Source organism: Pseudomonas floridensis, from assembly GCF_002087235.1.
Taxonomy (GTDB): domain Bacteria; phylum Pseudomonadota; class Gammaproteobacteria; order Pseudomonadales; family Pseudomonadaceae; genus Aquipseudomonas; species Aquipseudomonas floridensis.
In genome coordinates this window covers 1-26414 of sequence record NZ_MUIO01000011.1, presented here as the reverse complement: position 1 = coordinate 26414, position 26414 = coordinate 1, and the positions used below count along the sequence as shown (strand labels likewise).

The window sequence follows — 26414 nt, the reverse complement described above, 5'->3', positions numbered from 1 at the left end:
GGCAGTCTCGGGCGGCGAACATAGGTCCTGGGTCTGGTCACAGCTGCTCGGCAAAGCGCTTTAGCGAAAATGCCGACAGGTCCACGTCGCTTTTGCCATGCAGGCAGCGTTGCGCCAATGCCAGGCCCAACCCGGCCGAGTGTTTGAAGCCGTGCCCCGAACAGGCCGAGACGACCGTCACGTTTTTCAGGCGTGGATGGTCGTCGATGATGAAATGGTAATCCGGAGTCACGGTATAGGCGCAGACCGATGACTTGACGACATTGGCTCTGAGGCCTGCGATCCGGCCACGCACTTGAGTTTGAAACATCTCTTGCGCTTCCTGAGTGCTGATCGTCCGATCCAGCTCATTGGCCAGCGACGCTTGTCGATATTGCTCGGTGGCGATCTTCATGCTGCCTTCGCCGGGCAACGGTGGGAAACCGTAATTGACGTCTTCCTCACCCGGCCCGTGGCTCAGGATGAAGGTGGGCGAAACCGACGCAAACCTGGCGTCTTCGTCCAACTCGAACCAGAACAGCTTCTGACGACAGACTCGCAGCAAGTCGCTGAAGGGTTCGCCCAGCAGATCGGCTGACCACATGCCTGCACTGACAATGACTTTGTTGGCGATGATCGAGCCATCGTCGGTGGTGATCCGCACTTGTTCGCCATGAGCCTGCAAGTCAGTCACGGTCTCGTTGGTGCGTATCCGCGCGCCCAGTTTTCTTGCCAGATCGAGCTGTGTGGCTATGCAGCGCTCGGGCCTTACAAATCCGCCTTCCGGCTCAAAGTAACCAATGGCAGTATCGAGCACCGGGCTGAACTGCGCGAACCGCTCGCGAATGGTATTGGCGGTCAGCACCTCATGCCGCACGCCATACGCACGGGCCAGCGCGATGGTCGTGTGGGTGAAATCGTCGCTGTCTTCAGGGCTGTAATCCGGGCTGGAGGTCATCACCAGCACGCCGCATTGTTCGAACAGCGACTCGCCGGACAGTGCTTCCAGTTCGCGCCAGATGCGATGCGAGTCGCGAACCAGCGGCAGGTATTGCGGACCTTCACCGACGGACAGCCGCGTGATGCGCGTGTCGCCATGGCTGGAGCCCTGCGTGTGGGGCGGGGCGTGGCGATCGACACCCAGCACGTCCACGCCTTCTCTGGCCAATTGATACAGCGTCGCCGCACCCATCGCGCCAAGGCCGATAACCGCCACTTCACAATGTTGCTCCATTTGCACACGCCCCGGCAAAACGCCTATCTCAAGGCAAAGTGAATCCGGAATCAACCGCCAGTGTCATCCAATGAAATGAGCGGGCCGGGCATGCATATTTCGGCCCGGATTTGCAGGGGCAAGATGGAAGATTTTTGGCTTGCACTCATTGCCGGTTTTGAGGTTCGAAATTTGTCAGAAGTTGTCCACGGAAATCGTGGGTATGTCTGTGGGTAACTTTTTGAAACCCTTGTGCGACGTGGTGTGTAGCGGTGTGGTTATTTTATGAACAGCGGCCGTCGCGCACCTCGTTGGTGCTGCCGTTAGCTGAAAAAACAGCGCTGTCCAACGCGACTGCACTCACAAAACGGAAATATTTTTCAGTGTTTTCGCAACTGCGTTGCGATTGGCAGCACGAGCACGAAGCGCATAAAAAAACGGCGCGTCCTTTGACTGGGCGCGCCGTTCTTATCCAACACGTTCAACCATCAGACGATCGGCTGATCGCTCCACTCGCCATTGACCAGGCGACGCAGGCCCAGCGGGTTGGCGTTTTGCAGCGCAGGCGGCAACAGGTTGTCGGCCTGGTTCTGATAGCAGACAGGGCGCAGGAAACGGTCGATGGCCAGGGTGCCCACCGAGGTGCCGCGTGCGTCCGAAGTCGCCGGGTACGGGCCGCCGTGGACCATGGCTTCGCAGACTTCGACGCCGGTCGGGTAACCGTTGACCAGAATGCGACCGACCTTTTCTTCCAGCAGCGGTTGCAGCCAGCTGTATTGGCTCAGGTCGGCAGGTTCGCCGATCAGGGTAGCGGTCAGCTGACCACGCAGCGCGAGCAGCGCTTCCTTCAATTGCGCGTCGTCAGCGACTTCGATGACCAGTGTGGTCGGGCCGAAGACTTCTTCCTGCAACAGTTGGTCGCCATTGAGCAGCAGGCTGACGTCAGCCTTGAACAACTGCGCCTGAGCCTGTTTACCTTCCTGCGGCTTGCCGGCCAGGTGAGTGACACCCGGGTGCGACAGCAGGTGCTCGACGCCTTTGCTGTAGCTGCGCAGACCGCCCGCGTTGAGCATGGTCTGTGGCGCCTGGCTGCCCATCTGCTCGGTCAGTTGCTCAAGGAACGAGGAGAACGCCGGGGAGCGCAGGCCGATGACCACGCCCGGGTTGGTGCAGAACTGACCGGCACCCATGACGACCGATGCGGCCAGCTCCTTGGCCACGGTTTCGCCACGTGCGGTCAACGCGCCTGGCAGCAGAACCACCGGGTTAATGCTGGACATTTCGGCGAACACCGGGATTGGCTGTGGCCGTTCTGCGGCCATTTTGCACAGGGCATTGCCGCCGTTCAGCGAACCGGTGAAGCCGACGGCCTGAATGGCCGGATGCTTGACCAGGCCTTCGCCCACGCCGTTGCCGAAGATCATGTTGAACACGCCTTTTGGCATGCCGGTACGTTCAGCAGCGCGGATGATTGCGCTGGCGACCAGATCGGCAGTTGCCATGTGGCCACTGTGCGCCTTGAACACCACCGGGCAGCCTGCGGCCAGTGCAGCAGCGGTGTCGCCACCGGCGGTGGAGAATGCCAATGGGAAGTTGCTGGCGCCGAACACGGCGACCGGGCCGACGCCAATGCGGTATTGACGCAGGTCCACGCGCGGCAATGGTTTGCGGTCCGGCAGAGCCAGGTCGATACGCGCACCGACGAAATCGCCGCGACGCAGCACTTTGGCGAACAGACGCATCTGGCCGCTGGTACGACCGCGCTCCCCCTGAATGCGCATTTGCGGCAGGGCGGTTTCCTGACAAACGATGGCGACGAAATCGTCACCCAACTGGTCGAGTTCATCGGCGATGGCGTCGAGGAATTCGGCGCGACGGGCCGGGCTCAGTTGGCGGTATTCAGGGAAGGCGCTTTTGGCAGCGAGGGCCGCGGCGTCGATTTCGCCATCGGTGGCCTGATGAAAGCTGTAAGGCAGTTCTTCGCCCGTGGTGGCATCCAGGCTTTTTTGCAGGCTTTGGCCCAGAGCGCTGCGGCCGCCAGCGATAAAGTTCTGGCCGAGAATGTTAGGCATCGGTATCTCCTGTTGTTTTGAAGGGGGGAGGCGGGCGTCGAAATATCCGGGCCGTGCGCTCCTTATGGGTTGCCGAGTCGCTTTACGGTATTCGCAGTGTGCTGGCGTTTGTGAGCAGGCCAGCGGGTTATCTGTTGATCAAGTTGGCAGTCATCGTACAACCTGGCTCGCCACTGACGCAACTGCCGGGCGGCGGTTGCCTACCGGTTGTGCGGGGCCTACAGGTGCCGCGAAGCGGCTCTTTATAGAGCATGCGCGTTCCCGAACAAGAATAATGAGCCGTCTTTATGACCCTTTCAGCGTCTGTAATGCGTCGAGCACCTGACGAAGTGCTTTGCTGACCGGCTTGTCCTGACGCAGAACGATGCCCAGCGTGCGGCTCAGCGCCGGTGTCAAGGCGTGAACCTGCAAACCGCGTCGATGGTGGACCGCGGCCACTGACATGCGCGGCACGATGCTGTAGCCCAGCCCGGCGGCGACCATTTCCTTGATTGCTTCGATGCTGCCCAGTTCCATCACCGGTTTTACCCGGATCCCGGCCTGCAGGTACCACTCGCTGATCAACAGTCGGGTACTGCTTCCGGCCTCGAACACCACCAGCGGCAACTCGCTCAATTGCTCGGCGGTCAATCGGGCAGGTATCGATGGGGCACTGTCGGAAAAAATCGCCACGAACTCATCGTCGAGCAGCGGCGTCACGTCCAGACTGCGGCCGGAGGCGGGCAAGGTGACCAGGGCCAGGTCCAGACGATTTTCCTCGACTGCTTTGATCATGACGTCGGTGTTGCCGGTGCTCACCCGTACGTCCAGTTGCGCGAAGCGGCGACGCAAGGTTTGCAGCAGCGGTGGCAGCAAATGAATACAGGCCGTCGCGCCAGTACCGATGGAGATCTGCCCGGCAATCCCGTGGGCATGGCTGGACAGTTCCAGCAATGCGTCCTCGATCACCGCATCGATGCGCAAGATGTGCTCCAGCAGGGTTTCGCCTGCCGAGGTGGGCTTGAGACGCTTGCCCACACGTTCGATCAGACGCAGGTTCAGGTGCTCTTCAAGCAGTCTGACTTGCAGGCTGACCGCTGGTTGCGTCAGATGCAGCCGCTCGGCCGCCGCCGAAAAACTGCCATGGGCGATGACCAGCGAATAGGTGTGCAGATGAGTGAGGTTCAATCGGCGCATGGCAAAGTATTTCTTATGCTGTGGATGATTAATCATAGCTTTTTTAATGGATTAGCTGGCCGCATCATGACAGTCATTCTCAGCCACCCGCTCACGAGTTTTGCCATGACCCCAACCTTTGTTCTGCGTGACGCCCGCGACGATGACATGCCCGCCATTCATGCGATCTACGCCGAGCACGTGCTGCACGGTATTTCCAGTTTTGAACTGGAGCCGCCCAGCCTGGAAGAACTGCTGCGCCGTCGGGCGCTGGTTCTGAAAAACGGCCTGCCGTATCGCGTCGCCGAGCGCTCGGGTGAAGTGCTGGGCTATGGCTACGTCACGCCTTACCGACCCCGTCCGGGCTACCGTTTCACTGTCGAAGACTCGGTCTATGTGCGCGATGGCCTGGGTGGCATGGGCATTGGACGGGCATTGCTGGGCGATCTTGTCGCGCATTGCGAGCAGGGCGGCTGGCGGCAGATGATCGCGGTCATCGGCAACAGTGAAAATGCCGCGTCGCTGCGCCTGCACGAACGCCAGGGTTTTCATCGGGTCGGCGTGTTCGAATCGGTCGGCTTCAAGCATGGCCGTTGGGTCGATACGGTGTTGATGCAGCGGGCGCTGGGTGACGGGGCCTCGACAGCGCCAGCCGAACGCTCGGTCTGAGCGCAGATGAAAAGCGCTGATCTGCCTCGGTTTGCCGTTCTCAGGCTGGGAGGCGCACAGCTGATTCTCTGGGGCACGACCTTTTACCTGCCAGGCGCGTTCGGCAAGGCCATCGCCGAGGATCTGGGCTGGAGCGGGCAGCGGGTGTTTTCCGGTCTGTCGGTCGCCCTGCTGATCATGGGCCTGGTTTCGCCTGCCGTTGCCGGGCTGATTCAGCGATTGGGCCCGCGTCAGGTGCTGCAACTGGGCAGCGCAATGGCGGCCGCGGGTTGCTGCGTGCTGGCGATGTGTGGCAGTGCGCCAGGCTGGTTTTTCGGTTGGGCACTGTTGGGCATCGGTATGCGCCTGTCGCTGTACGATGCCTTGTTCGCATCCCTGGCCGGGCTCATCGGTACGCGTTCTCGGCCGCTGATGGTGCAGATCACGTTGCTTGGCGGACTGGCTTCAGCGGTGTTCTGGCCACTGGGGCACGCCTTGCTCGACGCAGTTGGCTGGCGCAGCGCGGTGGCGCTGTATGGCTGTTTCGCATTGCTGGGCGGCTTGCTGATGAGTGGTTTGCCGGAGGGCGCCAAGACAGAGGCATTGGCCCTCGAAGCCAGGAAGGAAGCCGATCCTGCGGCAGGCTGGCTGCGCCAGGCGGGTTATGCGCTGTGCATGATGCTGATCGGCTTCCTGTCGGCCGGTCTCTCGGCGCATTTGCCCGCGCTGCTGGCGAGTATGGGCGTACCCGTGGCATGGGTCGCATTGTGGGGGATCGGTCAGACTTGCGCACGGCTGGCGAGTCGACTCATGGGGCAGCATCTGTCTGCCTTGCGTTTGAACGTCTGGGTGGCGGTCGGCATGGTGCTGTGTTTCGTGACGGCATTGCACAGTCAGGGGCTGGCCATGCTGGCTTGTCTGTTCGTCTTCGCTTATGGGGCCATGAACGGCCTGGGTACGCTGCTGCGGGCCAGTCTGCCGTTCGAGCTATTCGCGCACCGTCACTATGCGCGCCTGCAAGGCCGGCTGCTGGCACCCGGGTTCGTGATGTCGGCGGTCGCGCCCTGGTTCTATGCCTGGGTGCAGGAGGTCGAGGGTGATCGCGGGTTGTTGTGGCTTTCGCTGGGGATAAGCGGTGTGTTTCTGGTGATGGCGGTCATACTGCAGCGCCACTGCCAGGCGAAGCCCTTTGCGGTGACGTGATCCGGCAGATGTCAGGGATAAGGTAAAACGATCTTAATATGACCGGGCAGTCATTGCCGTTGCCACTTCGGGTTCGAATGGGTAGGGTTGGCTCAACTGCTTAAAAAGGAACTTTATATGACACAGCTTGAACCCAGGGAAACCGCTACGGTTGCGACCCGGCAACGACGTGCGCCGAAAGGCGAAAAGCGTCGCGAGGAGTTGCTCGATGCGGCTTTGCAGGTGTTCTCCCTGGAAGGCTATACCGGTGCTTCGGTGGCCAAAGTAGCGGCCATCGTGGGCATTTCCGTCGCAGGTCTGCTGCATCATTTTCCCAGCAAGATCTCGCTGTTGATGGGGGTTCTGGAGCGGCGGGACGAGGTCAATCGGCGAATTGCCGCTGAAGTCCGGACCGATAATACCCTGACCGGCCTGCTTGGCGGCCTGCGGGCGATCAATCGTTCCAACTCGACTGCGCCGGGCGTGGTGCGGGCGTTTTCGATCCTCAATGCCGAAAGTCTGTTGGACAACCAGCCTGCCTACGAGTGGTTTCAGACGCGTTACGAGCGGATACACGCGCACTTGCTGACGCAGTTTTCGGAGCTGGTCGAGCGCGGGGAGGTGAGGGCTGATGTGGATCTGGATATTCTGATTCAGCAGATACTGTCGATGATGGACGGACTGCAGATCCAGTGGCTGCGCTTTCCCGACCGGGTGGATCTGGTCGAGAGCTTCGATGCCTACATTGCGCAGGTCGATGCAGCGGTAAGGGCTCGTCCTTGAGCCTTGTTCTGTCCGTCATTCAATCAGTCACTGCGTCAAGCGCTTACTCGACAGTCTGATCGAACACGCCGCCGGTCTTGACCGGTGGCTTCTCGACATTCACCGAGTTCAGCGCCGAACGTGGCAGCGGGTTGCTGGTGGTGGTCGACAGTTCCTGGCGGAACGAGTTGACCAGCTTGGCGTTCAGGCGAATGTCCTGCGACGAGGCACCGAGTGACAGGTTGAAGGTGTCGGCATCGACCACCCACTGATTGCTCTTGGTGTCGAAGTAGGCCAGCGAGCGATCATTGAGCTCGATGGTCACACGCTTGCTTTCACCCGGCTTGAGGAACACCTTCTTGTAGCCTTTGAGTTCCTTGATCGGACGCTCGACTTTCGGGTTCTGCTGACCGACATACAACTGTGCCACTTCCGAACCGCCGACCTTGCCGGTGTTGGTCAGGTCGAACGACACCTTGATCGGCGTATTACCTACCGCAACGCCAGGCGTCACGCTGATGTTGCTGTAGCCGAACGTGGTGTAAGACAGGCCATAGCCGAACGGATAGAGCGGCTTGATACCCTTCTTCTCGTAGCCGCGATAACCCAGCATCAGGTCATCCTTGTAGCTCATTTCGGCCAGCGAGTTCTGGTTGTCGAATTTCGGGAAGGTCTCGAAAATCGGGTTGTCTTCGATGTTGCGTTCGATACTGATCGGCAGCTTGCCCGACGGGTTGACCTTGCCGAACAGGATTTCAGCCAGGGCCTGACCACCGTTCTGCCCAGGGTAGAACGCGTGCAGCGCGACCGGAACCTGATCGATCCAGTCACTCATCTTCAGACCGGTACCGCCGAACATGGTCACCACGGTGTTCGGGTTGACTTTGGCGATGCTCTGGATCAGTTGGCTCTGGTACTCAGGCAGGTCGAAGCTGTGGTCGAAACCTTCGCCTTCGTACTCATTGCTGTTACCGACCGCAACCACGACAGCGTCGTAGGCCGACAGATCCTGCGGCGCGTTCAGCGACGCCCAGCTCATCTGTACGCCCACCAGGCCGCCCATGGTCGACAGGTAGCCCGCGCGGCGCGAGTACTCAAGCTTCACGTCGTAGGACTGACCCGCTTGCAGACTGATCTTGGCAAATTCCGGGATGGTTGGCGGAATGCTGTTGCCCGGCAGTGGCTTGCCGTCACCATTGTCGATGATCAACTTGCCGTTGACCCACAGGCGGACAGCGCCGTCGGCACGCACCTTGAAGACCTGTTCGCCGCTTTCGGTCGGCGTGATCTTGCCGGTGTAGCGAATCGAGGTCGAAGACGTGTCGCCGTTGAGCGAGCCCGAGGTCGAACCTTTGCTGGTGTAAGGGTCGGAGCCGGAGGTGTTGCTGTCGAACGGCAGGTTCTTGTCGTTCGCCCAGTCCAGGTCGACATGCTGCTCGGTACGGGTCACAGCGGCATCGCCCGACCAGTTGGTGTTGCTGAAGTACTCGACCTTCATGCCTTGCGTTTCATTGCCCGCCTGGTCGGTGCTGGTCCAGGGCGTGGTGCTCGGGTCGAGCGACAGACCGTCGATGAACTCGACCTTGGCATTGGGTGCCATCTGCTGCAGACCGCTCAGCTCGCTGACGTAATGGCTGGCCATAACGTTGGCGCTGCCGAAACCGGTCGGTGGCGAGTATTTGGCCAGGTTACCGACCACGGCGATGCGCTTGGCTTTCTGCTTGTCCAGCGGCAGCAGGTCGTTCTGGTTCTTGAGCAGTACGATGCCTTCACGGGCCGCGTTCAGCGCGACCTTGTTGCTGGTGGCGCTGTTCATGTTGTGCAGGGTCGACGGGGTCTTGCTGTCGAACTTGTACAGGTAGATCTGCTTGAGGATGCGACGGACCTTGTCGTCGATGGTCGCAGCGCTCAGCTCGCCACTGTCCAGATAAGGCTTGAGCACCTTACTGTTCATCTGGAAGCCCATCATGTCCAGGTCAGTGCCTGCCTGAGCGGCGTTCAGGCCGTGCACGACAGCGTTGTAGTCGCTCTGCACGAAGCCTTTGTAGCCCCATTCCTTCTTCAAGATCTGGCGGATCAGATGGTCGCTTTCGCAGGCGAAGTCACCGTTCACTTTCTGGAAGGCGCACATCATCATCGCCACGTTGCCGTTCTTCGACGAGGATTCGAACGCTGGCAGCGACATCTCGCGCAGCACGCGCTCGCTCATGATCTGGTCAAGGTTGAAGCGGTTGCTTTCCTGATCGTTGGCTGCGAAGTGCTTGGCGTTGGCCCACACACCACGGGACTGGATGCCGTTGATCACGCCCGGCGCCAGGCTTGCACCCAGGAACGGGTCTTCACCGGACAGGTATTCGAACGCACGGCCGCCGTAAGGCATGCGGTACAGGTTTACGCCCGGACCGGTGACGAACTGGTAGCCGCCGACTGCGGTGTCATAACCCAGCGCACGGCCAAGGTCGATGGCGCGGCGCGGGTTCCAGGTAGCCGCCAGGTTCGGGCCCGATGGATAGACCACGCCCTGTGCGTTGCCTTCGCTGGTGTAGCGCACGCCGACACCGCCGTCCGCACCGTGAATCTGCGGGACGCCGTAATTGGAGAGGGGTTTCACATCCCAGCCGCCGGTGCCGCCGATGTAGGCCAGCTTTTCTTCCTGAGTCATTTTGTCCAGCGTCTTCTGCGCCGCTTTTTCGGCGCGAGCTTCACGTGCCTGCAGGGTGGACGCGTCAGCAGCATGTACCTGCGACACAGCCAGCGCCAACAAGGCCAGTGCGGAATGTGCACCCATCATCTTTCGTTTGTTCATACGGCTCTCCAACGACTTTGCAATTAAGAAGTTTGCCCGCAGGCGAGTGCTTATAGAGCGCTCGCCTGTTATCTTTTCTTCAGGTAACAGTGACCCGTTATCGCGATTTATCCCGCGTGTCCGGGAGGCGATAGGTGGGGTGTTTAAACAAGTTTCCGGGTTTTATTTATTATGTTTTTTATTGTGCGGAGTGAGATCATAAGGCTACTATTTGATGGCACTTTGAACTCGTAAAGCGTTACAATTAAGTCTAAAACCGGGCATAAATGTCAAACAAAAGCGTATTTTTCTTCAATTTGGTCTTTTTTCGTTACAGATCAGGAACTCTTCTTAAACCTACTGGTCGATGGGTTTAGGATTTTTCAGGCGTGCCAGGTTGTCTCGATCAGTTTAAGTAGTGGCTTTCTGGTTTTTCTCTTTTTAGTGTTTCTTATGGCCCTCCTCAGTGTGGGCTTATTGTTTTATCCCTAGGAGTAATTGTTATGAAGTTGTCCAGTATGGCGGCAGGTGTTATTGCGGGTCTGGCATTGAGCGGTGCGGTATTGGCTGCTGAAGCGACCGACGCCGATGCGACGTCGGGTGCCAGCGATTCGACCGTTATGACCCAGGCCACCGACGCGAAAGCGGCGCAGAAGGCGCAGTCGCAGAAGACCGAAACCACAAAAGGTGGCCGTCCACAGAACGCAACGCCTCAGAAACAGTCAAACTGACCGTTTGATGCTTCTGACCACGGCCCTTGCCTGACCTTTCGAGGCGGGTAAGGGCCGTGAACCTGTCCCTCCGAGCAGTAGACGTCCTCGCCCATGCAGCCACTCCCCGTTGATGCTACCCAGATACTGATTCCTGACGCAGGGCAGGTGTGTGCCTGGCTGACGCAAAATGCCGGCCTCAAGCCGCAGGATCTGGAGCGTGCACAGCGTTTGCAGCAGGAATCCGAAGGCACCGGATTGCTCGGCTTGCTGACGCGCCTTGGACTGGTGTCGGAATTCGAACTGGCGCGAGCCTGGGCCGCGCTGCTGCAGGCGCCTCTATTAATGGCGGAGGCACTGCCGCCGCTTCTTGATCCGTTGCCGCCACTGACCGAACGCTTCATGCGTCATTATCAAGTGGTGCCGGTGGGATGGAGTGAAGAGGGTGTGCAGGTGTTGAGCGCCAACCCTGCCGTGTTGTACCCGTTTCAGGCCATCGCCTACGCCTGTGAAGCGTCGGTGCAATTGGCGATCGGACCGCGCAATGAAGTGGAAACTCTGATCGAGCGCTACTACGGTCAGGGACGCTCGGCCATGGGTACGCTGATCGAGAACCTTGATGACGAGGGTGGCTCGCTGGAGGACATCGAACACCTCAAGGACCTGGCGTCCGAAGCGCCGGTCATTCGTCTGGTCAACCTGATTCTGCAGCGCGCTGTCGAGCAGCGCGCTTCCGACATTCATATAGAACCGTTCGAAAGCCAGCTCAAAGTGCGTTATCGCATCGATGGTGTGCTGCACGAAGCCGAAGCGCCGCCGTCCAGTTCGTCGGCCGCGGTGATTTCCCGCGTCAAGATCATGGCCCGCCTGGACATCGCCGAACGCCGTCTGCCCCAGGACGGACGGATCATGCTGCGCATCCAGGGTAAGGAGCTGGACTTGCGGGTTTCAACCGTGCCGACCAGTTTTGGCGAATCGGTGGTTATGCGTCTGCTGGATCGTCAGACCATTGACTTCGATTTCCCCAGCCTGGGTTTCGACGGCGAACGCCTGGATCATTTTCTCGATGTGCTTGAGCGGCCCCACGGCATTTTGCTGGTCACCGGCCCCACCGGCTCCGGCAAGACCACCACGCTATATACGGCGCTGTCGCGACTCAACACCGCCGAGCGCAAGATCATCACGGTCGAGGACCCGGTGGAATACCAGCTTGAAGGCATCAACCAGATTCAGGTCAAGCCCTCCATCGGTCTGGACTTCGCTGGCGCCTTGCGCTCCATCGTGCGTCAAGACCCGGACGTCATCATGATTGGTGAGATGCGCGACCTGGAAACCTGTCGCATTGCCATTCAATCGTCGCTGACGGGTCACCTGGTGCTGTCGACCCTGCACACCAACAGTGCGGCGGCGAGTATCACGCGTCTTCTGGACATGGGCGTGGAAAGTTACCTGATCGCCTCGACGGTGAACGGCATTCTGGCGCAGCGTCTGGTCCGTCGCCTCGATCCGGAAACGCGCGAGGCCTTCGAGGCACCGCCGGAACTGGTCGCAGAGCACGGTCTCGAACGTTTTACCGACGAACGCCCGATTCGCCTGTACCGGCCGCGCGCCGATGCGCCGGGCGGCGGTTACCGCGGACGCAGTGCGATCACTGAACTGCTGGTCATGAACGAAGAACTGCGCAGTTTGTTGATGCGTCACGCCGATGCGTCAACGCTGGAAGAGGCAGCTCGTCGCGGCGGTCTGCGAACCCTGCATGAAGAGGGCCTGCGTCAGGCGGTCGCTGGCGTCACGTCGCTGGAAGAAGTGCTGCGCGTCACGCGGGGTGAGGGCACATGAGTCTGTTCAAATACCGCGCGCTGGATACACAAGGCGCACAGCAGAACGGCACCCTGGAAGCTCGGGACCAGGAAGCTGCCGTTGCGGCCTTGCAAAAACGTGGCCTGATGGTTCTCCAGGTGGACAGCGCAGGGCTCGGCGGCCTGCGCCGTGCGCTGGGCAGCGGCCTGCTCAATGGCGCAGCGTTGGTGAGCTTTACCCAGCAGCTTGCGACCTTGCTGGGCGCCGGGCAACCGTTGGAACGATCGCTTGGAATTCTGCTCAAACAGCCTGGACAACCACAGACCAGGGCACTGATCGAACGCATTCGCGAACAGGTCAAGGCCGGTAAACCATTGTCTGTAGCGCTGGAAGAAGAGGGCAGCCAGTTTTCACCGCTGTATATAAGCATGGTACGAGCCGGTGAAGCCGGTGGCGCTCTGGAAAGCACCTTGCGGCAGTTGAGCGATTACCTGGAACGCAGTCAGTTGCTGCGTGGCGAGGTGATCAATGCGCTGATCTACCCGGCGTTTCTGGTCGTGGGCGTGCTCGGTTCGCTGGCGTTGCTGCTGGCGTATGTGGTGCCGCAGTTCGTACCGATCTTCAAGGACCTCGGTGTGCCGATTCCGTTGATCACCGAGGTTATTCTCGACCTTGGGCAATTTCTCGGCGACTACGGACTGGCCGTCTTCGCCGGTCTGATCGCACTGATCTGGGTGCTGGTGATCAGCATGCGCGACCCGCAGCGACGCGAGCGTCATGATCGTCGCGTACTGGGCATCCGGGTCATCGGTCCGCTGTTGCAACGCATCGAGGCAGCTCGTCTGACTCGCACGCTGGGCACGCTGTTGAGCAACGGCGTTGCCTTGCTGCAGGCGCTGGTGATCGCACGTCAGGTCTGCACCAACCGCGCGTTGCAGGCTCAGGTCGGGCAGGCCGCCGAATCAGTGAAAGGCGGCGGTACGCTGGCCAGCGCTTTTGGTGCCGAGCCGCTGCTGCCTGATCTGGCACTGCAGATGATCGAAGTCGGCGAGCAGGCCGGCGAGCTGGACAGCATGCTGCTCAAGGTTGCCGACGTATTCGATGTCGAGGCCAAGCGCGGCATCGATCGCATGCTCGCTGCACTGGTCCCGGCGTTGACGGTGGTAATGGCGGGCATGGTCGCGGTGATCATGCTGGCGATTATGCTGCCGCTGATGAGCCTGACCAGCAATATCTGAATTCATGAACAAGGAAACCATCCCGATGAGCTTTAGCCGTAAACGCTTCACCCACGCACGCCGACAGGGCGGCTTCACCTTGCTGGAAATGCTCGCGGTGATCGTGCTGCTGGGCATTGTGGCGACCATCGTCGTGCGTCAGGTGGGCGGCAACGTCGACAAGGGCAAATATGGTGCGGGCAAGGCGCAACTGGCCAGCCTGGGCATGAAGATCGAGAGCTATGCGCTGGACGTCGGCTCTCCACCCAAGACGTTGCAGCAATTGACCGACAAGCCCGGCAACGCTGCTGGCTGGAATGGGCCTTACGCCAAGCCTTCGGACCTCAAGGATCCGTTCGGCCATGCGTTCGGCTATCGCTTTCCTGGCCAACACGGCAGCTTTGACCTGATTTTCTACGGTCAGGACGGTCAGCCAGGTGGTGAGGGTTACAGCGCCGACCTTGGCAACTGGGAGTAAATGCCGGTATGAAGATGCCTGCTGCACACCGTGGTTTCACCCTGATGGAAATGCTGGTGGTGCTGGTGTTGATGAGCATCGCTGTCGGTCTGGTGGGATTCGGTCTGCAGCAAGGGTTGAGCACCGCCAGCGAACGTCGGGCGGTGGGCGACATGGTAGAAGCATTGCGTGCAACGCGGGTGAAAGCCATCGTGACCGGTCAACCGGCGCGGACTGAATTCGATCTGCGTCGTCTGACGTTCAAGGCACCGGGGAAACGGGTGCAGCACTGGCCTGAACATTTACAGGTGACGATGCAGACCGCGTCCGATCTGGGGTCGTCCGTGGAGTTCTACCCCGACGGCGGCTCGAGTGGCGGCAACGTTTTGGTGGCGGACGGCGACCGGCGCTGGCGTATCGACATTGGCTGGCTCACGGGCAGCGTCCAGGTGCGTGCCCTTTAATGAAAGCGTCGCAGTCGGGGTTCACGCTGCTGGAAATGCTTGCCGCGCTGACCGTCATGGCGGTCTGCAGCGGCGTTCTCCTGGTGGCGTTTGGACAAAGCGCGCGTTCGTTGCAGCAGGTGTCACGCAGTGACCGTTTGAGCCATGCGGCGCGTACGGTATTCGATCAGGAAAGCAGCGGGCCGTTGGAAAGTGGTTCGCGACAGGGGCGGGTGGCCGGTATCGACTGGAATCTGAACATCCGCCAAGTGTCGGGCAGTAACGATCAGGCCAGGCTGTTTCGCCTCGATCTGACGCTTGAGGAGCATCAGCGCCGCGTGCAATTCAGCACATTGCGGCTGCGCGGTGCAGTAACAGGTGCCGGGTCTTGAGGCGCACACAGCGCGGCTTCACCTTGCTGGAAGTTCTGCTGGTGATCAGTTTGCTGGGTGTACTGCTGGTGCTGGTCGCCGGGGCCTTGCTGGGCGCCAATCGGGCGGTGCTCAAGGCCGAACGCTACACCGTGGGGCTGGATGAGATGCGTGCCGCGCAAGCGTTTCTGCGATCATCCATCAGTCAGGCATTGCCGCTGGACACCTCCGCCGAAGATGACGCCAACAGTGGCTTTTTCGAAGGCTCGGCGCAGCGCGTGCGGTTCGTGGCCACTCTGCCGGGCGAGTTGGGCGGTGGCATTCAACTGCACACCCTTGAGTTGAAGGGGCCTGAGGGTAAGCGCGATCTGCAGGTGACGTTCGAGCGGATTCACACGTCGTCCAACGGCATCACGCTGCAGCCTTGGGGCGAGCCGCAGGTGTTGTTGCATAACGTGGATACGCTGAGTTTCAGCTATCGCGGCCTGACTCCGAAAGGCAAGCCGACCGGATGGCTGGATGACTGGCCCTGGCCGACACGACTGCCTGGCGCGGTACGCATCGATGCGAAGGTCAAGGGATCGATTGCCTGGGTCAGCGAAGTGGTAGCCCTGCGCCTGGACCTTTCGGGTGGGGCGGGTGGCCAGTGAGTGATGTTCACACGCGTCAGCAGGGCGTGGCGCTGTTGGTGGTGCTCTGGGTATTGGCCCTGTTGAGCCTGCTGCTGGGCGGACTGGCCGGCTGGGTGCAGCTTGAAAGTCGCCAGGCGCTCTGGTTGCGTCAGAATACGCAGGCGCTGCTGGCCGCCGAAGGTGGCCTGAACATGGCCGTGCAAGGATTGCTGGACCCGACCCAGCGCAAACGCTGGGTCGCGGATGGTCGGCCGGTGGCATTGAAGTTTGACGATACGCAACTGGTAATCAGTATCCGCAGCGAGCGCGGCAAGCTGGATCTCAACAGTGCACCGGCGGCTGACATCGCCAGGCTGTTACAGGCATGCGGCGCGTCCCGCAGCCTGGCCGGCAGTATCGCGCAGACGCTGGATGCGCAACGCGAAGACGGTCAGGCGCCGTTGCGGGTCGTGGAAGAAGTCCGGCAGTTGCCGGGCATGACCCAGGCGTTATACACCCGGCTGTTGCCGGAGGTGACATTATGGAGCGGGCTTGACCGGCCCGATCCGGCTTTTGCTTCGGCGTTGTTGCGTCGGGCACTGAACTTGCCGAACCAGAGCGCGGTGGGGGCCGATGCCGGTGAGGTACTGGCCATCGACAGCCGCGCAGAACAGCCGGGCGGCGTAGTCGCCCTGTTACAGACCATCGTTTTATTGAGCCCATCGGAGGGAAGCGCACAGCCTTATCGGGTATTGCGTTGGCAAGAATGAATGCATCCGTTTCAGCACGTCTGGCACCGGTAATCGCTTTACGCGACCGGATCGTCCAGCAATGGCGTGGCAGTCTGGGGCAGCAGGCCTGGCAATGGTGGAGCGCGGAACTGCGCGCCTGCCTGCCGCCGCGTGTGCGTCGATGGCTGGTTCATGAGACCGTCGAGCAGACGTATGTCTGGCCGTTGGTCGAGCCGGTGTCCGCGTCCGCTGTCGACGCGCAGAAAATCCTTGTCCTGCCATCGTCCCTGGTCCTGGTGCAGACCCTACAATTGCCGCTCGCTGCGGCACGCAACCTGTCGACGGTCATTGGTTATGAACTCGACAGGTTCACGCCGTTCGATGCAGGACAGCTGTACTTCGTCGCCCGTCAGGAAGGCCGCAACGCCGGTTTCATTCAGGTCACGCTGGTGGCGGTGCTGCGCAAGCGCCTCGATGCGATTCTGGAAGAGTGCACCGCGCTCGGCCTTCGGCCCGACACGGTAGACGTCGGTACGCCCGATGCACGCATGGGCGTGGATTTGCTGCCAGCCCCGTTGCGTCCGCAGCAGTCGCGCTCCGGCCATAGACTGCAACGCTGGCTGCTCTGGCTTGCGGTGGGCTTGCTGCTGGGCACCATGTTGCTCTGGCTCAATGACCGCCAGCAATTGCTCGACCAGATGCAGGCCGAGGTCAAGGCGCAAAAAGCGCAGGTTAGCGAGGTCCAGCAACTGCGTCAGCAACTGACCAACACTCGCGGCGCGGCCAATTACCTGTTGCGGCGCAAGGCGGCGCAGCCACCGCTGTCGGCCTTGCTCAGCGAGCTGACGGCCTGCCTGCCGTCCGACACCTGGATCGAGCATCTGGAAATCAGCGACAGCGCCGAAGTCGCATTCGCCGGTCAGAGTGCCAAGGCCAGCGCACTGATCGCCCGCGTCAAGGATTGCCGCAGTCTGGACAATGCCCAGTTTCAGGGCGTTATCCAGCCCGACAGCAAGACCGGTAAGGACCAGTATTCCCTGCGTGCGCATCTGCATCAGAGCCAGCAGCCTGACCAGCAGGATTCTCAGGAGAGCGCCGATGCGTCGTCCACTCAATAGCCGTGAACGGCGCGGCGCGGCGCTGATCATTCTGGCGCTGGTCTTGTATCTGGCTTACTGGCTGCTGATCGACAGCTGGTTCGCAGGGCCCTTGCGCGACATCAGCGAACAAACCGAACAATTGCGTGAACAGCAGCAGCGTTATGCCGGCCTGTTGAAGCAAGGCGACAGCCTGCGTGAGCAGTTGGAACAGGCGCGCAGCGACCCGGCGAGCAGCACCAGCCTGCTGCCCGGCGACGATCCGAGCGCAGTGGCGGCTGACCTGATGCAACGTGTCGCCGACCTGATCAGCAGTCAGGCCACCACCGGTGGCGGCTGCGCGTTGACCCAACGCATGCCGATCACCCCTGAGCAGGACAGCGCCGAGCCGTACCGGCAGGTCAAGGTCAGCTTGACCCTGGACTGCGCGATCGAACCGCTGACCGCGATTCTGCATGCGCTGGAGTACCAGCGCCCGTTTCTGTTCGTCGACGAGATGAGCTTGCGCCGTGACACCAATGCGCCTGCCAGTGGCGGTGCCGGCAAGCTGGTCGTTCACCTGCTGGTGCGCGGGTATCTGCAACCGGCATCGGCCACGGAGGGGGGACAATGATCCGTTCCCTGCGTCCCCTCGAGTGGGCCTTGCTGGGTGTCGTCATTTTACTGGCCGCGCTTGCGACGTTGATTTTCAGCGGCGCGGCCCATGACCCGCAGTGGCTGCCCGAGCAGGCGCCACGCAACCCGGTCGATCGGGCCGCGCAGACACCAAGTGCGCCCGCCGCAACGCTGGACAGCCTGGCCAATACCTGGAAAACCCCGTTGTTCAGCCCCGACCGCAGTCCTGATCTGGCGGTGCGCAAGAATGATGCGCAGGCCACCAGCCTGGCGGGCCTGACGCTGACCGGCGTCATTCTCGATGGCACGTTGCGCGTGGCGCTGCTCAAGCAGGCCAGCGGCCCGGCCTTGAAAGTGAAGCAGGGCGACAAGCTGGGCAATGGCTGGACCCTTGAACAGCTTGACCCGATGCAGGCCACGTTCAGCCTTGATGGCCGTACGCAGACCCTGCGTCTGCCTGCGCCGCGTCTGCCGCCACCGTCGACGACACCCCCGATTTCCCTTACCAACGATTCGACCCTGTGATGGGTACCTTTTCTGGAGTTTCCGCCATCGCTACCTTGCGCACCCCCCTGCTTTGTCTCGCCACCGCTGTCGCCCTTGGCGGCTGTGCATCGCAGCGAGACACCCTCGACCCCGACAATGGCATGCTGCAGGAAGCGCTCCAGGGAACCGGTTCACAACGTCCGCCAGTGGATCCGCGCAGCGAACAGTTGCCGATGCAGGCCCAGCCTCAATCGACAACGACATCGCCGCAGCGCCAGATCATTCAGGGCAATCAGCGTTTCATTCGCCAGCCCGCCGCCGCCCCTTCCGCCAAGGCAGGGGAGGCTGGCGACATTGTCTTCAACTTCACCAATCAGCCGATTCAAGCGGTGATCAACAGCATCATGGGTGACCTGCTGCACGAGAACTACAGCATCGCCCAGGGCGTGAAAGGCGAGGTGAGCTTTTCGACTTCCAAGCCGGTCAACAAGCAGCAAGCCCTGTCGATTCTGGAAACCCTCCTGTCCTGGACCGACAACGCCATGATCAAGCAAGGCAACCGCTATGTGATCCTGCCGTCCAATCAGGCCGTGGCCGGCAAGCTGGTCCCGGAAATGCGCGTGGCCCAGCCATCGGCCGGCATGTCGGCGCGGCTGTTCCCGCTGCGCTACATCTCGGCCAACGAGATGCAGAAGCTGCTCAAGCCGTTTGCCCGGGAAAACGCCTTTCTGCTGGTCGATCCGGCGCGCAATGTGCTGAGCATGGCCGGTACGCCGGAAGAACTGGCCAACTATCAGGACACCATCGACACCTTCGATGTGGACTGGCTCAAAGGCATGTCGGTCGGCGTATTCGGTCTGCAACGTGCCTCGGTCGGCGAACTGATGCCTGAACTGCAGAAAATGTTCGGTCCGGACAGCGGCATGCCGCTGGCGGGCATGGTGCGTTTTCTACCCATCGAGCGAACCAACTCGGTGGTGGCGATTTCTTCCCAGCCCGAATACCTGCGTGAAGTCGGCGAGTGGATTCACACCATCGACGAAGGCGGCGGCAACGAGCCGCAAATGTACGTATACGACGTGCGCAACATGAAGGCCACGGACCTGGCCAGGTATCTGCGGCAGATCTACGGCACCGGTGCGATCAAAGACGATTTGGCTGCCAAGGTCGCGCCAGGTTTGCGCACCACCTCGCTGTCCTCGCTCAATGGCACGGGCGGCGGCATGAGCGGTGGCGGCATGAACAGCAGCTCGAGCGGTCTGGGCGGCAGCGGCGGCATGAGCAACGGCATGAATGGCAGTGGCAACGGTTTCGGCGGCAACCAGGGCCTCAACAGCCAGAACGGCAACAGCGGCGAGTCCGAAGACGAGCAGGGCAACAACGAAGGCGATACGGCCAGTGAAGACGGTGGCGGTGTGGCGGGCAATAGCAAGTCGCTGGATGCCAGTACCCGCATCACCGCGCAGAAGAGCAGCAACCAGCTGCTGGTGCGCACACGTCCGGCACAGTGGAAGGAAATCGAGTCGGCCATCAAGCGCCTCGACAATCCGCCGCTGCAAGTACAGATCGAAACCCGCATTCTCGAAGTGAAGTTGACGGGCGAACTGGACATGGGTGTGCAGTGGTACCTCGGCCGTCTGGCGGGTAATGCCGGGGCCACCGGCAACGTCACCAACATCGCCGGCAGCCAGGGCGCGCTGGGCGCAGGTGGGGCCGCGCTGGCCTCCACCGATTCGTTCTTCTACTCGTTCGTGAGCAACAATCTGCAAGTGGCCTTGCGTGCGCTGGAGAGCAACGGGCGCACGCAAGTGCTGTCCGCGCCATCGCTGGTGGTGATGAACAATCAGCAGGCGCAGATCCAGGTGGGCGACAACATTCCCATCAGCCAGACCACGGTCAACACCAACACCACGGCCACCACTCTGAGCAGCGTCGAGTACGTGCAGACCGGTGTCATCCTCGACGTGGTGCCGCGCATCAATCCGGGCGGTCTGGTGTACATGGACATTCAGCAGCAGGTCAGCGACGCCGACAATGGCACGACCGACCTCAACGGCAACCCGCGCATCTCGACCCGTTCGGTGGCCACGCAGGTCGCCGCGCAAAGTGGCCAGACCGTGCTGTTGGGCGGTCTGATCAAGCAGGACAATGCCGAGACGGTCAACGCAGTGCCTTATCTGGGGCGCATTCCAGGTCTGAAGTGGCTGTTCGGCAACAGTCTCAAATCCAAGGATCGCACCGAGCTGATCGTACTCATAACGCCGCGTGTGATCACCAGCAGCAGCCAGGCACGTCAGGTCACCGACGACTATCGCCAGCAGATGCAGTTGCTCAAGCCCGAGGCATCGCGCGCCAGCCTGCAGAATTGAGGTGTGTTAGTTTCTGGCCCAATGTCCACCGACGACGCTGCCTGCGGGCAGCGTTCAATAGAGGTCTTCAATTGATGCTGAAACTCTTTGCCGCACTGCTTTTTGTCTGCTCGGGTCTGGTCCAGGCGCAGGACACCCTGAACACCGATCTGCCCCTGAATTATCTGGCCCAGGCCAGTGCCGACACGCCGAACAAACCGCTGGTTATTTTCATTCACGGCTACGGCAGTAACGCAGCCGATCTGTTCGATCTCAAGGATCGGCTGCCGGCTGACTATAACTACCTGTCCGTCCAGGCACCGGTGGAGCTGCAGCCTGGCAGCTACAAGTGGTTCACCCGCAAGCCGGGCGTGGTCGAATATGACGGCGTGACTGAAGATTTGAAAAACAGCACAGGACAACTCACGGCGTTCATCCGTCAGGCGACGGACCAATACAAGACCCGTCCCGACAAGGTATTCCTGATCGGCTTCAGCCAGGGCGCGATGATGAGCTACGAAGTGGCCCTGCGTCAGCCCACCCTGGTGGGAGGAATCGCGGCTTTGAGCGGGCGACTGCTGTCAGTGGTGAAATCCGAACTCAAGCCCGATGACGCGCTCAAGCGGCTGAACGTCTTCATCGGCCACGGCGCCGAGGATCGTCAGGTGTCCTATGCCAGCGGCCCTGAAGCCGAGGCAACTCTGAAAGGCCTGGGCCTCAAGCCTGAGTTTCACGGCTATCAGGGCCTGGGCCACAGTTTGAGTGGGGCCGAGGTCGAGGATCTGGCGGACTGGCTGAAAAAATCCGTCCGCTGATCAAGGCCCGAGGCGCGGGCCTCAGCCCTGGCTGACCCGCGCAGTCCGCTCACCCGATGCATCCTTCAAAAACGCCAACAGCGCAATCAGTGGCAGCACTGTTCCTGTGATCAGCACCCAGGTCCAGCCGCCATGGTCGAACAGCGGGCTGGCGACTGCCGATCCTATCGCGCCGCCAATGAAAATGCTGGTCATGTACAGCGCATTCAGGCGGCTGCGGCTGGCGGCGTCCAGTGCGTAGACGGTGCGCTGGCCCAACACCATGCTGGTCTGTACGCAAAAGTCCAGCACGACGCCGGTGATGGCCAGACCGATGACGCTGTAGGCTGGATGAACCAGACCCGGCAAGAAACTCAGCGCGCCAAACAGCAAGGCGCCCAGTGAGACGATTCGGGTGTGGCCCGCGTCTGCCAGCCGGCCGCTGATCGGCGCGGCAATCGCACCAATGGCGCCGATCAGCGCAAAGATCGCGATCTGGGTCTGCGACAGGCCGTGGTTGCGTGATAGCTCCAGCGGCACCGCTGTCCAGAACAGGCTGAAGGTCGCGAACATGCACGCTTGATAGAACGCACGCTGACGCAGCACCGGCTGGGTACGCAACAATGTCCACAGCGAAAACAGCAACTGGCCGTACGTGGCCCGATGATCCGGCACGCGTCTGGGCATAGTGGTTGCGAGCACGACGCTGATGCCGATCATCACTACCGCGGCCGAGCCGAACACCGCACGCCAGCCAAAATGGTCGGCCACCAGACTGGACACCGGTCGCGCCAACAGAATGCCCAGCAACAGGCCACCCATGATCCCGCCGACCACGCGGCCACGCGACTCCTCGGGTGCCAGATGTGCCGCCAGCGGGATCAGCATCTGCACCGACACCGAACTGAAGCCCACCAGCAGCGACACCAGCAGAAACAGATTCGGTTGCTCGGCAAAGGCTGCGCCCAACAGACTCAGCGTGGCGACCGCTGTGGTCAGCAGCATCAACTTGCGGTTTTCCAGCAGATCGCCCAATGGCACCAGAAAAAACAGACCCAGCGCATAACCGATCTGTGTCAATGACACGATCAGGCTCGCCGCGGTGCTGGACAGCCCGATGTCCGGTGCAATCAGCTCGATGATCGGTTGCGCGTAGTAAATGTTAGCCACAATGGCGCCGCAGCAGAACGCAAACAGCATCACCAGACCTCGGGTCATGGTCAGGCTGCCGTGTGGGGTTTGGGTCGAGTGGGGCATCGGTGTCTCGCTCGTGCAGTCAGTCTGAAGCCGCGAATAGCGGCGATCAGGCCAGTCGAATGGAATGCCGAGCAGGCTAATGGTTTTGACGGCGATTAAGTAGGTGCCGCGAGGTGATACAAGATATTTCTGTGAGTGATGATTGGAAAAGAGGTTGATGTCGGTGTCCCTGTTCGACGTGTCCTCAACGAACCTGCCCCGCTGGCTTGATCCCGTAACACACCAGATAAAGCGCGGGCAGGAAGAACAGTGTCAGCAGGGTGGCGATGGCGATTCCGCCTATCATGGCGATGGCCATCGGTCCCCAGAAGACTTCCCGGGCAATCGGGATCATGCCCAGGCTGGCGGCCGCCGCCGTCAGCAGAATCGGCCTGCAACGGTGTTCGGTGGCCTTGATCACTGAGGCCCAAGGGCTTTCGCCAGCGGCCATGAATTCGTCGATCTGGGTCACCAGAATCACCGAGTTGCGAATGATGATGCCGATCAGGGCCAGCACGCCGAGGATCGCCACGAAGCCCAGCGGGTAGCCCGAGATCAGCAACGCCGCGACCACTCCGATCAATCCCAGCGGCACCACGCTAACCACTAGCAGCAGCTTTTTCACGCTGTGCAACTGGATCATCAGAAAACTCACGACCAACAGCAGCATCAACGGGACGACTTTAAGGATCGGCCCTTGCGAGCGCGCACTGGCTTCGACCGCGCCGCCGGTTGCTACCGAGTAACGAACCGGCAAACGGGCGCTGAAGGCATCGACGTCAGGCTGGAGCCGTTTGACCAGCGCCGCCGGTTGCAAGGTACCCAACACGCTGGCTTTCAGCGTGATGGTGGGCAAGCGGTCGCGACGCCAGACCAGTGGCTGTTCTTGTTCGTAGCTGAGCGTGGCGAAGGCCATCAGTGGCACCGTCGAACCGTTCGGGGTCGGGATCTGCAGGCTGCCAAGGGTCTGGATCGAGCTGCGTTCATCACTTTCGGCGCGTCCGACCAGATCGACCAGGTACGTGGCGTCGCGTACCTGGGTGATGGTCGTGCCGCTGACCAGGCTATTGAGAATCTGCGCCACGTCCTCGGACGACAGGCCGAACTGACGGACCTTGTCCTGCGCGATGTCGATCTTGAGCACCTTGCCCGGCTCGTTCCAGTCGTAGATGACCTGGCCGATTTCAGGACGAGCGTCGAGAATCGCCGCCAGTGCCATGGCCTGGCTGCGTACCTGTTCGATGTCCGGTCCGCTGATCCGGTACTGGATCGGCCAGCCCACGGGCGGGCCCATGTTCAGCGGCTGCACGTAGCCGCCGATGCCGACATAATCGTCACGCAACCGCTGGCGCAACCGTCCGATCAGTCGGTCCCGCGACTCGCCGCCCTGGCTGACGATGACCAGTTGGCCGTAGAACGGATTGCTCAGTTGCTGATCCAGCGGCAGGTAAAAGCGCACCGCGCCCTTGCCCACATATGAACTCCAGCGCAGCACGTCGGGGTCGTCTTGCAGCGTGGCCTCGAAACGGTCCATGGTCTGACGCGTGCCTTCGATGGAACCGTTTTGCGGCATATAGATATCGACCAGGATTTCCGGGCGATCCGAGTCTGGAAAGAACTGGTTTTGCAGCAGTTTTCCCGCGAACAGCGAGCCGATGAAAATCAGGGCGGTAATGGCGATCACCCAGCCGCGATGCTCCAGCGCCTTGATCAGCACGCAACTGAAGCCGCGCATCCAGCGCCCCGGCGCGGCATGCACGACGGACACTTTAAGGATATGCACGCCAATCAGCGGCGCAAACAACACCGCCACCAGCCAGGACAGCAGCAGCGCCACGGCAATCACCGCGAACATGGTGAAGACATACTCTCCGGCCGAACTGTGGTTTAGACCGATCGGTACAAAACCTGCCACCGTGACCAGCGTGCCGGTCAGCATCGGAAACGCGGTCGAGGTGTAAGCGAAGGTTGCGGCCTGTTCTCGCGTGTCGCCATGCTCCAGGCGGGTCACCATCATCTCGACGGTGATCATCGCGTCATCCACCAAAAGGCCCAATGCAATGATCAGTGCGCCGAGGGAAATGCGCTGCATGGTGATGCCGCTGTACTCCATGAACACGAACACCAGCGCCAGCACCAAGGGGATCGAACAGGCCACCACCAGACCTGCGCGAATGCCCAGGCTGATGAAGCTGACCAGCAACACGATCAGAATCGCTTCGAACAGCGCGCGGGTGAAACCACCGATGGCTTTTTCGACCACGTCCGCCTGGCTCGATACCAGGTGTACGTCGATGCCCAGCGGCAGTTCGCCGGTCAACTGGTCTATCCGCTGCTGCAATTGCGTACCGAAAGCCTGAATGTTGCCACCTTGTTTCATCGCAACCGCCAGGCCGATTGCCGGCTGGCCGTTGAAGCGGAACAGCGAGGAGGGCGGGTCAGCGTAACGTCGCTCGATGGTCGCCAGATCGCTCAGACGAAAGAAGCGCTCGCCAAAGCGCAGGTTGACTGCCAGCAGGTCCGCTTCGCTGGTGAACTGGCCGCTGGCCCTGACTGCGATACGTTCCGGACCGGCTTCCATGATGCCGGCGGGCGTGACCGAGTTCTGCGCCTGCAGGCTTTGCAGCACCTGACGCTGATCGATGCCCAGCGCTGCCAGCTTGCGGATCGAGAAATTGAGGTAAATGACTTCGCGCTGGGCGCCCAGTAACTCGGTCTTGCCCAGATTGGGAACGCTGCGAATGTCGGCCCGAACCTGCTCGACATAGTCGCGCAACTGGCGAAATGACAAACCATCGGTGGTGAAGGCGTAAATACTGCCGAACACATCGCCAAACTCGTCGTTGAACGCCGGGCCTTGAATGCCGCTGGGCAGTTCGGCGCGTACATCGCTGATTTTTTTGCGTACCTGATACCAGGCTTCGGGAATATCGGCGCTGCGGGTTTCGCTCTTTAGAAATACGAATAATGTTGATTCACCGGCCAGCGTGTAGCTTTTCACGTAGTCCAGCGCATCGATTTCTTCGAGTTTCTTTTCCAGCCGGTCGGTTAACTGCTGCAAGGTGTCATTCAGCGTAGCGCCTGGCCAGCGCGCCTGAATGACCATGGTCTTGATGGCAAACGATGGGTCTTCCTCGCGGCCCAGATTCAGAAATGACCAACTGCCCATCAGCAGCGAAACGAACATCATGTACCAGACCAGCGTGCGGTGTCTGAGCCCCCAGGCCGACAGATTGAAGCGCTCCCTCACAAACCGACCTCTCGTTGCATACGAATTTTCTGCCCCGGGTGCATCGAGTTGACGCCCGCAGTCACCACTTTGTCGCCAGCCTGCAGCTCGCCGCCGACCTGAACCATTGATCCGTTGTGCGCCACCACTTGAACCGCGCGCGGGCTGAGGGTGGAGGTCAGCGGATCAATCACCCAGACCTGCGTGCGCCCATCGCGCTGCAGCACGGCGCTGCCCGGTAATTGATGAAACGCCGGGGCGGCTACGCTGATCTCGACCGCGACAGTCGAGCCGAGCCGAAACAGCTCCGCAGGGCCTTGTAGCGCCAGTCGCACTCGCTGGGTTCGAGTCGCGGCGTCAATCTGTGGCGACAGTTGGCGGACCCGCGCGCCGACTGAAACCTGCTCGTTGAGCGGCGAAATCACCCTGATCCGCACCTCTTCACTCAGCGAGGCGGCCAGACCGACCGGCAG

At 61.0% G+C, this 26414-nt stretch carries 23 protein-coding genes; 16 read left to right on the top strand and 7 right to left on the bottom strand.

Going from position 1 to position 26414, the window contains the following annotated elements:
* Positions 1-37: 37 nt before the first annotated feature.
* From solA to BZK31_RS03605, 3 genes are all read right to left on the bottom strand, one after another.
* Positions 38-1213 (bottom strand): N-methyl-L-tryptophan oxidase, encoded by a 1176-nt coding sequence (gene solA, locus BZK31_RS03615; RefSeq protein ID WP_083181319.1) that lies wholly within the window; start codon positions 1211-1213, stop codon positions 38-40.
* A 467-nt stretch (positions 1214-1680) separates the two neighbouring features.
* Positions 1681-3264: an aldehyde dehydrogenase (NADP(+)) gene (locus tag BZK31_RS03610; RefSeq protein ID WP_083181318.1), complete on the bottom strand. Its 1584-nt coding sequence runs from the start codon at positions 3262-3264 to the stop codon at positions 1681-1683.
* 285 nt (positions 3265-3549) lie between these two features.
* Positions 3550-4440: a LysR family transcriptional regulator gene (locus tag BZK31_RS03605; protein WP_083181384.1), complete on the bottom strand. Its 891-nt coding sequence runs from the start codon at positions 4438-4440 to the stop codon at positions 3550-3552.
* Positions 4441-4545: 105 nt separating this feature from the next.
* On the opposite strand from BZK31_RS03605, the gene BZK31_RS03600 reads away from it, so the two are divergent.
* The 3 genes from BZK31_RS03600 to BZK31_RS03590 all read left to right on the top strand — a co-directional run bounded on the left by BZK31_RS03600 (position 4546) and on the right by BZK31_RS03590 (position 7032).
* The gene (locus tag BZK31_RS03600) at positions 4546-5088 is read left to right on the top strand and encodes a GNAT family N-acetyltransferase (RefSeq protein ID WP_083181316.1); all 543 of its coding nucleotides are present in this window, start codon (positions 4546-4548) and stop codon (positions 5086-5088) included.
* 6 nt (positions 5089-5094) lie between these two features.
* Entirely contained in the window at positions 5095-6270 is a 1176-nt protein-coding gene (locus BZK31_RS03595; protein ID WP_083181315.1) for an MFS transporter, read from the top strand.
* 117 nt (positions 6271-6387) lie between these two features.
* The gene (locus BZK31_RS03590; RefSeq protein ID WP_083181313.1) at positions 6388-7032 is read left to right on the top strand and encodes a TetR/AcrR family transcriptional regulator; all 645 of its coding nucleotides are present in this window, start codon (positions 6388-6390) and stop codon (positions 7030-7032) included.
* Positions 7033-7075: 43 nt separating this feature from the next.
* On the opposite strand, the gene BZK31_RS03585 is transcribed toward BZK31_RS03590, so the two are convergent.
* Positions 7076-9817, bottom strand: a complete 2742-nt coding sequence (locus tag BZK31_RS03585) for a beta-glucosidase (protein WP_083181311.1) — start codon at positions 9815-9817, stop codon at positions 7076-7078.
* A 482-nt stretch (positions 9818-10299) separates the two neighbouring features.
* Between BZK31_RS03585 and BZK31_RS03580 the strand changes: the two genes are divergently transcribed.
* From BZK31_RS03580 to BZK31_RS03520, 13 genes are all read left to right on the top strand, one after another.
* Positions 10300-10527 carry a hypothetical protein gene (locus BZK31_RS03580; RefSeq protein WP_167377835.1) on the top strand — a complete coding sequence of 76 codons (228 nt, stop codon included), beginning with the start codon at positions 10300-10302 and terminating at the stop codon, positions 10525-10527.
* Positions 10528-10620: 93 nt separating this feature from the next.
* A complete protein-coding gene (gene gspE / locus BZK31_RS03575) occupies positions 10621-12345 on the top strand; it encodes a type II secretion system ATPase GspE (RefSeq protein WP_083181308.1) in 1725 nt (574 codons plus the stop codon).
* Positions 12342-13544: a type II secretion system inner membrane protein GspF gene (gspF, locus tag BZK31_RS03570; RefSeq protein WP_083181307.1), complete on the top strand. Its 1203-nt coding sequence runs from the start codon at positions 12342-12344 to the stop codon at positions 13542-13544. Before gspE ends, gspF begins: the two co-directional genes overlap by 4 nt.
* Before the next feature lie 25 nt (positions 13545-13569).
* On the top strand, positions 13570-14001 hold the full coding sequence (gene gspG, locus BZK31_RS03565; RefSeq protein ID WP_083181306.1) for a type II secretion system major pseudopilin GspG: 432 nt from the start codon (positions 13570-13572) through the stop codon (positions 13999-14001).
* Positions 14002-14009: 8 nt separating this feature from the next.
* Positions 14010-14444, top strand: a complete 435-nt coding sequence (locus BZK31_RS03560; protein ID WP_083181304.1) for a prepilin-type N-terminal cleavage/methylation domain-containing protein — start codon at positions 14010-14012, stop codon at positions 14442-14444.
* On the top strand, positions 14444-14815 hold the full coding sequence (locus tag BZK31_RS03555; protein WP_083181303.1) for a prepilin-type N-terminal cleavage/methylation domain-containing protein: 372 nt from the start codon (positions 14444-14446) through the stop codon (positions 14813-14815). Before BZK31_RS03560 ends, BZK31_RS03555 begins: the two co-directional genes overlap by 1 nt.
* Entirely contained in the window at positions 14812-15444 is a 633-nt protein-coding gene (locus tag BZK31_RS03550) for a prepilin-type N-terminal cleavage/methylation domain-containing protein (protein ID WP_083181301.1), read from the top strand. Before BZK31_RS03555 ends, BZK31_RS03550 begins: the two co-directional genes overlap by 4 nt.
* A complete protein-coding gene (locus BZK31_RS03545; RefSeq protein ID WP_083181300.1) occupies positions 15441-16175 on the top strand; it encodes a type II secretion system protein GspK in 735 nt (244 codons plus the stop codon). Before BZK31_RS03550 ends, BZK31_RS03545 begins: the two co-directional genes overlap by 4 nt.
* Positions 16172-17254, top strand: a complete 1083-nt coding sequence (locus tag BZK31_RS03540) for a type II secretion system protein GspL (RefSeq protein WP_083181298.1) — start codon at positions 16172-16174, stop codon at positions 17252-17254. The genes BZK31_RS03545 and BZK31_RS03540 overlap by 4 nt, the downstream gene beginning before the upstream one ends.
* Positions 17235-17846, top strand: a complete 612-nt coding sequence (gene gspM, locus BZK31_RS03535) for a type II secretion system protein GspM (protein WP_083181297.1) — start codon at positions 17235-17237, stop codon at positions 17844-17846. Before BZK31_RS03540 ends, gspM begins: the two co-directional genes overlap by 20 nt.
* A complete protein-coding gene (locus BZK31_RS03530; RefSeq protein WP_083181295.1) occupies positions 17843-18373 on the top strand; it encodes a type II secretion system protein N in 531 nt (176 codons plus the stop codon). Before gspM ends, BZK31_RS03530 begins: the two co-directional genes overlap by 4 nt.
* Entirely contained in the window at positions 18373-20703 is a 2331-nt protein-coding gene (gene gspD, locus BZK31_RS03525; protein ID WP_083181294.1) for a type II secretion system secretin GspD, read from the top strand. Before BZK31_RS03530 ends, gspD begins: the two co-directional genes overlap by 1 nt.
* Before the next feature lie 74 nt (positions 20704-20777).
* Positions 20778-21497, top strand: a complete 720-nt coding sequence (locus BZK31_RS03520) for an alpha/beta hydrolase (protein ID WP_083181292.1) — start codon at positions 20778-20780, stop codon at positions 21495-21497.
* A 21-nt stretch (positions 21498-21518) separates the two neighbouring features.
* On the opposite strand, the gene BZK31_RS03515 is transcribed toward BZK31_RS03520, so the two are convergent.
* The 3 genes from BZK31_RS03515 to BZK31_RS03505 all read right to left on the bottom strand — a co-directional run.
* On the bottom strand, positions 21519-22733 hold the full coding sequence (locus BZK31_RS03515) for an MFS transporter (protein ID WP_083181291.1): 1215 nt from the start codon (positions 22731-22733) through the stop codon (positions 21519-21521).
* Between the two features lie 184 nt (positions 22734-22917).
* Entirely contained in the window at positions 22918-25962 is a 3045-nt protein-coding gene (locus BZK31_RS03510; protein WP_083181290.1) for an efflux RND transporter permease subunit, read from the bottom strand.
* Positions 25959-26414, bottom strand: a 456-nt coding sequence (locus BZK31_RS03505) for an efflux RND transporter periplasmic adaptor subunit (RefSeq protein WP_425273291.1), incomplete at its 5' end; no start/stop codon positions are given. The genes BZK31_RS03505 and BZK31_RS03510, both read right to left, overlap by 4 nt.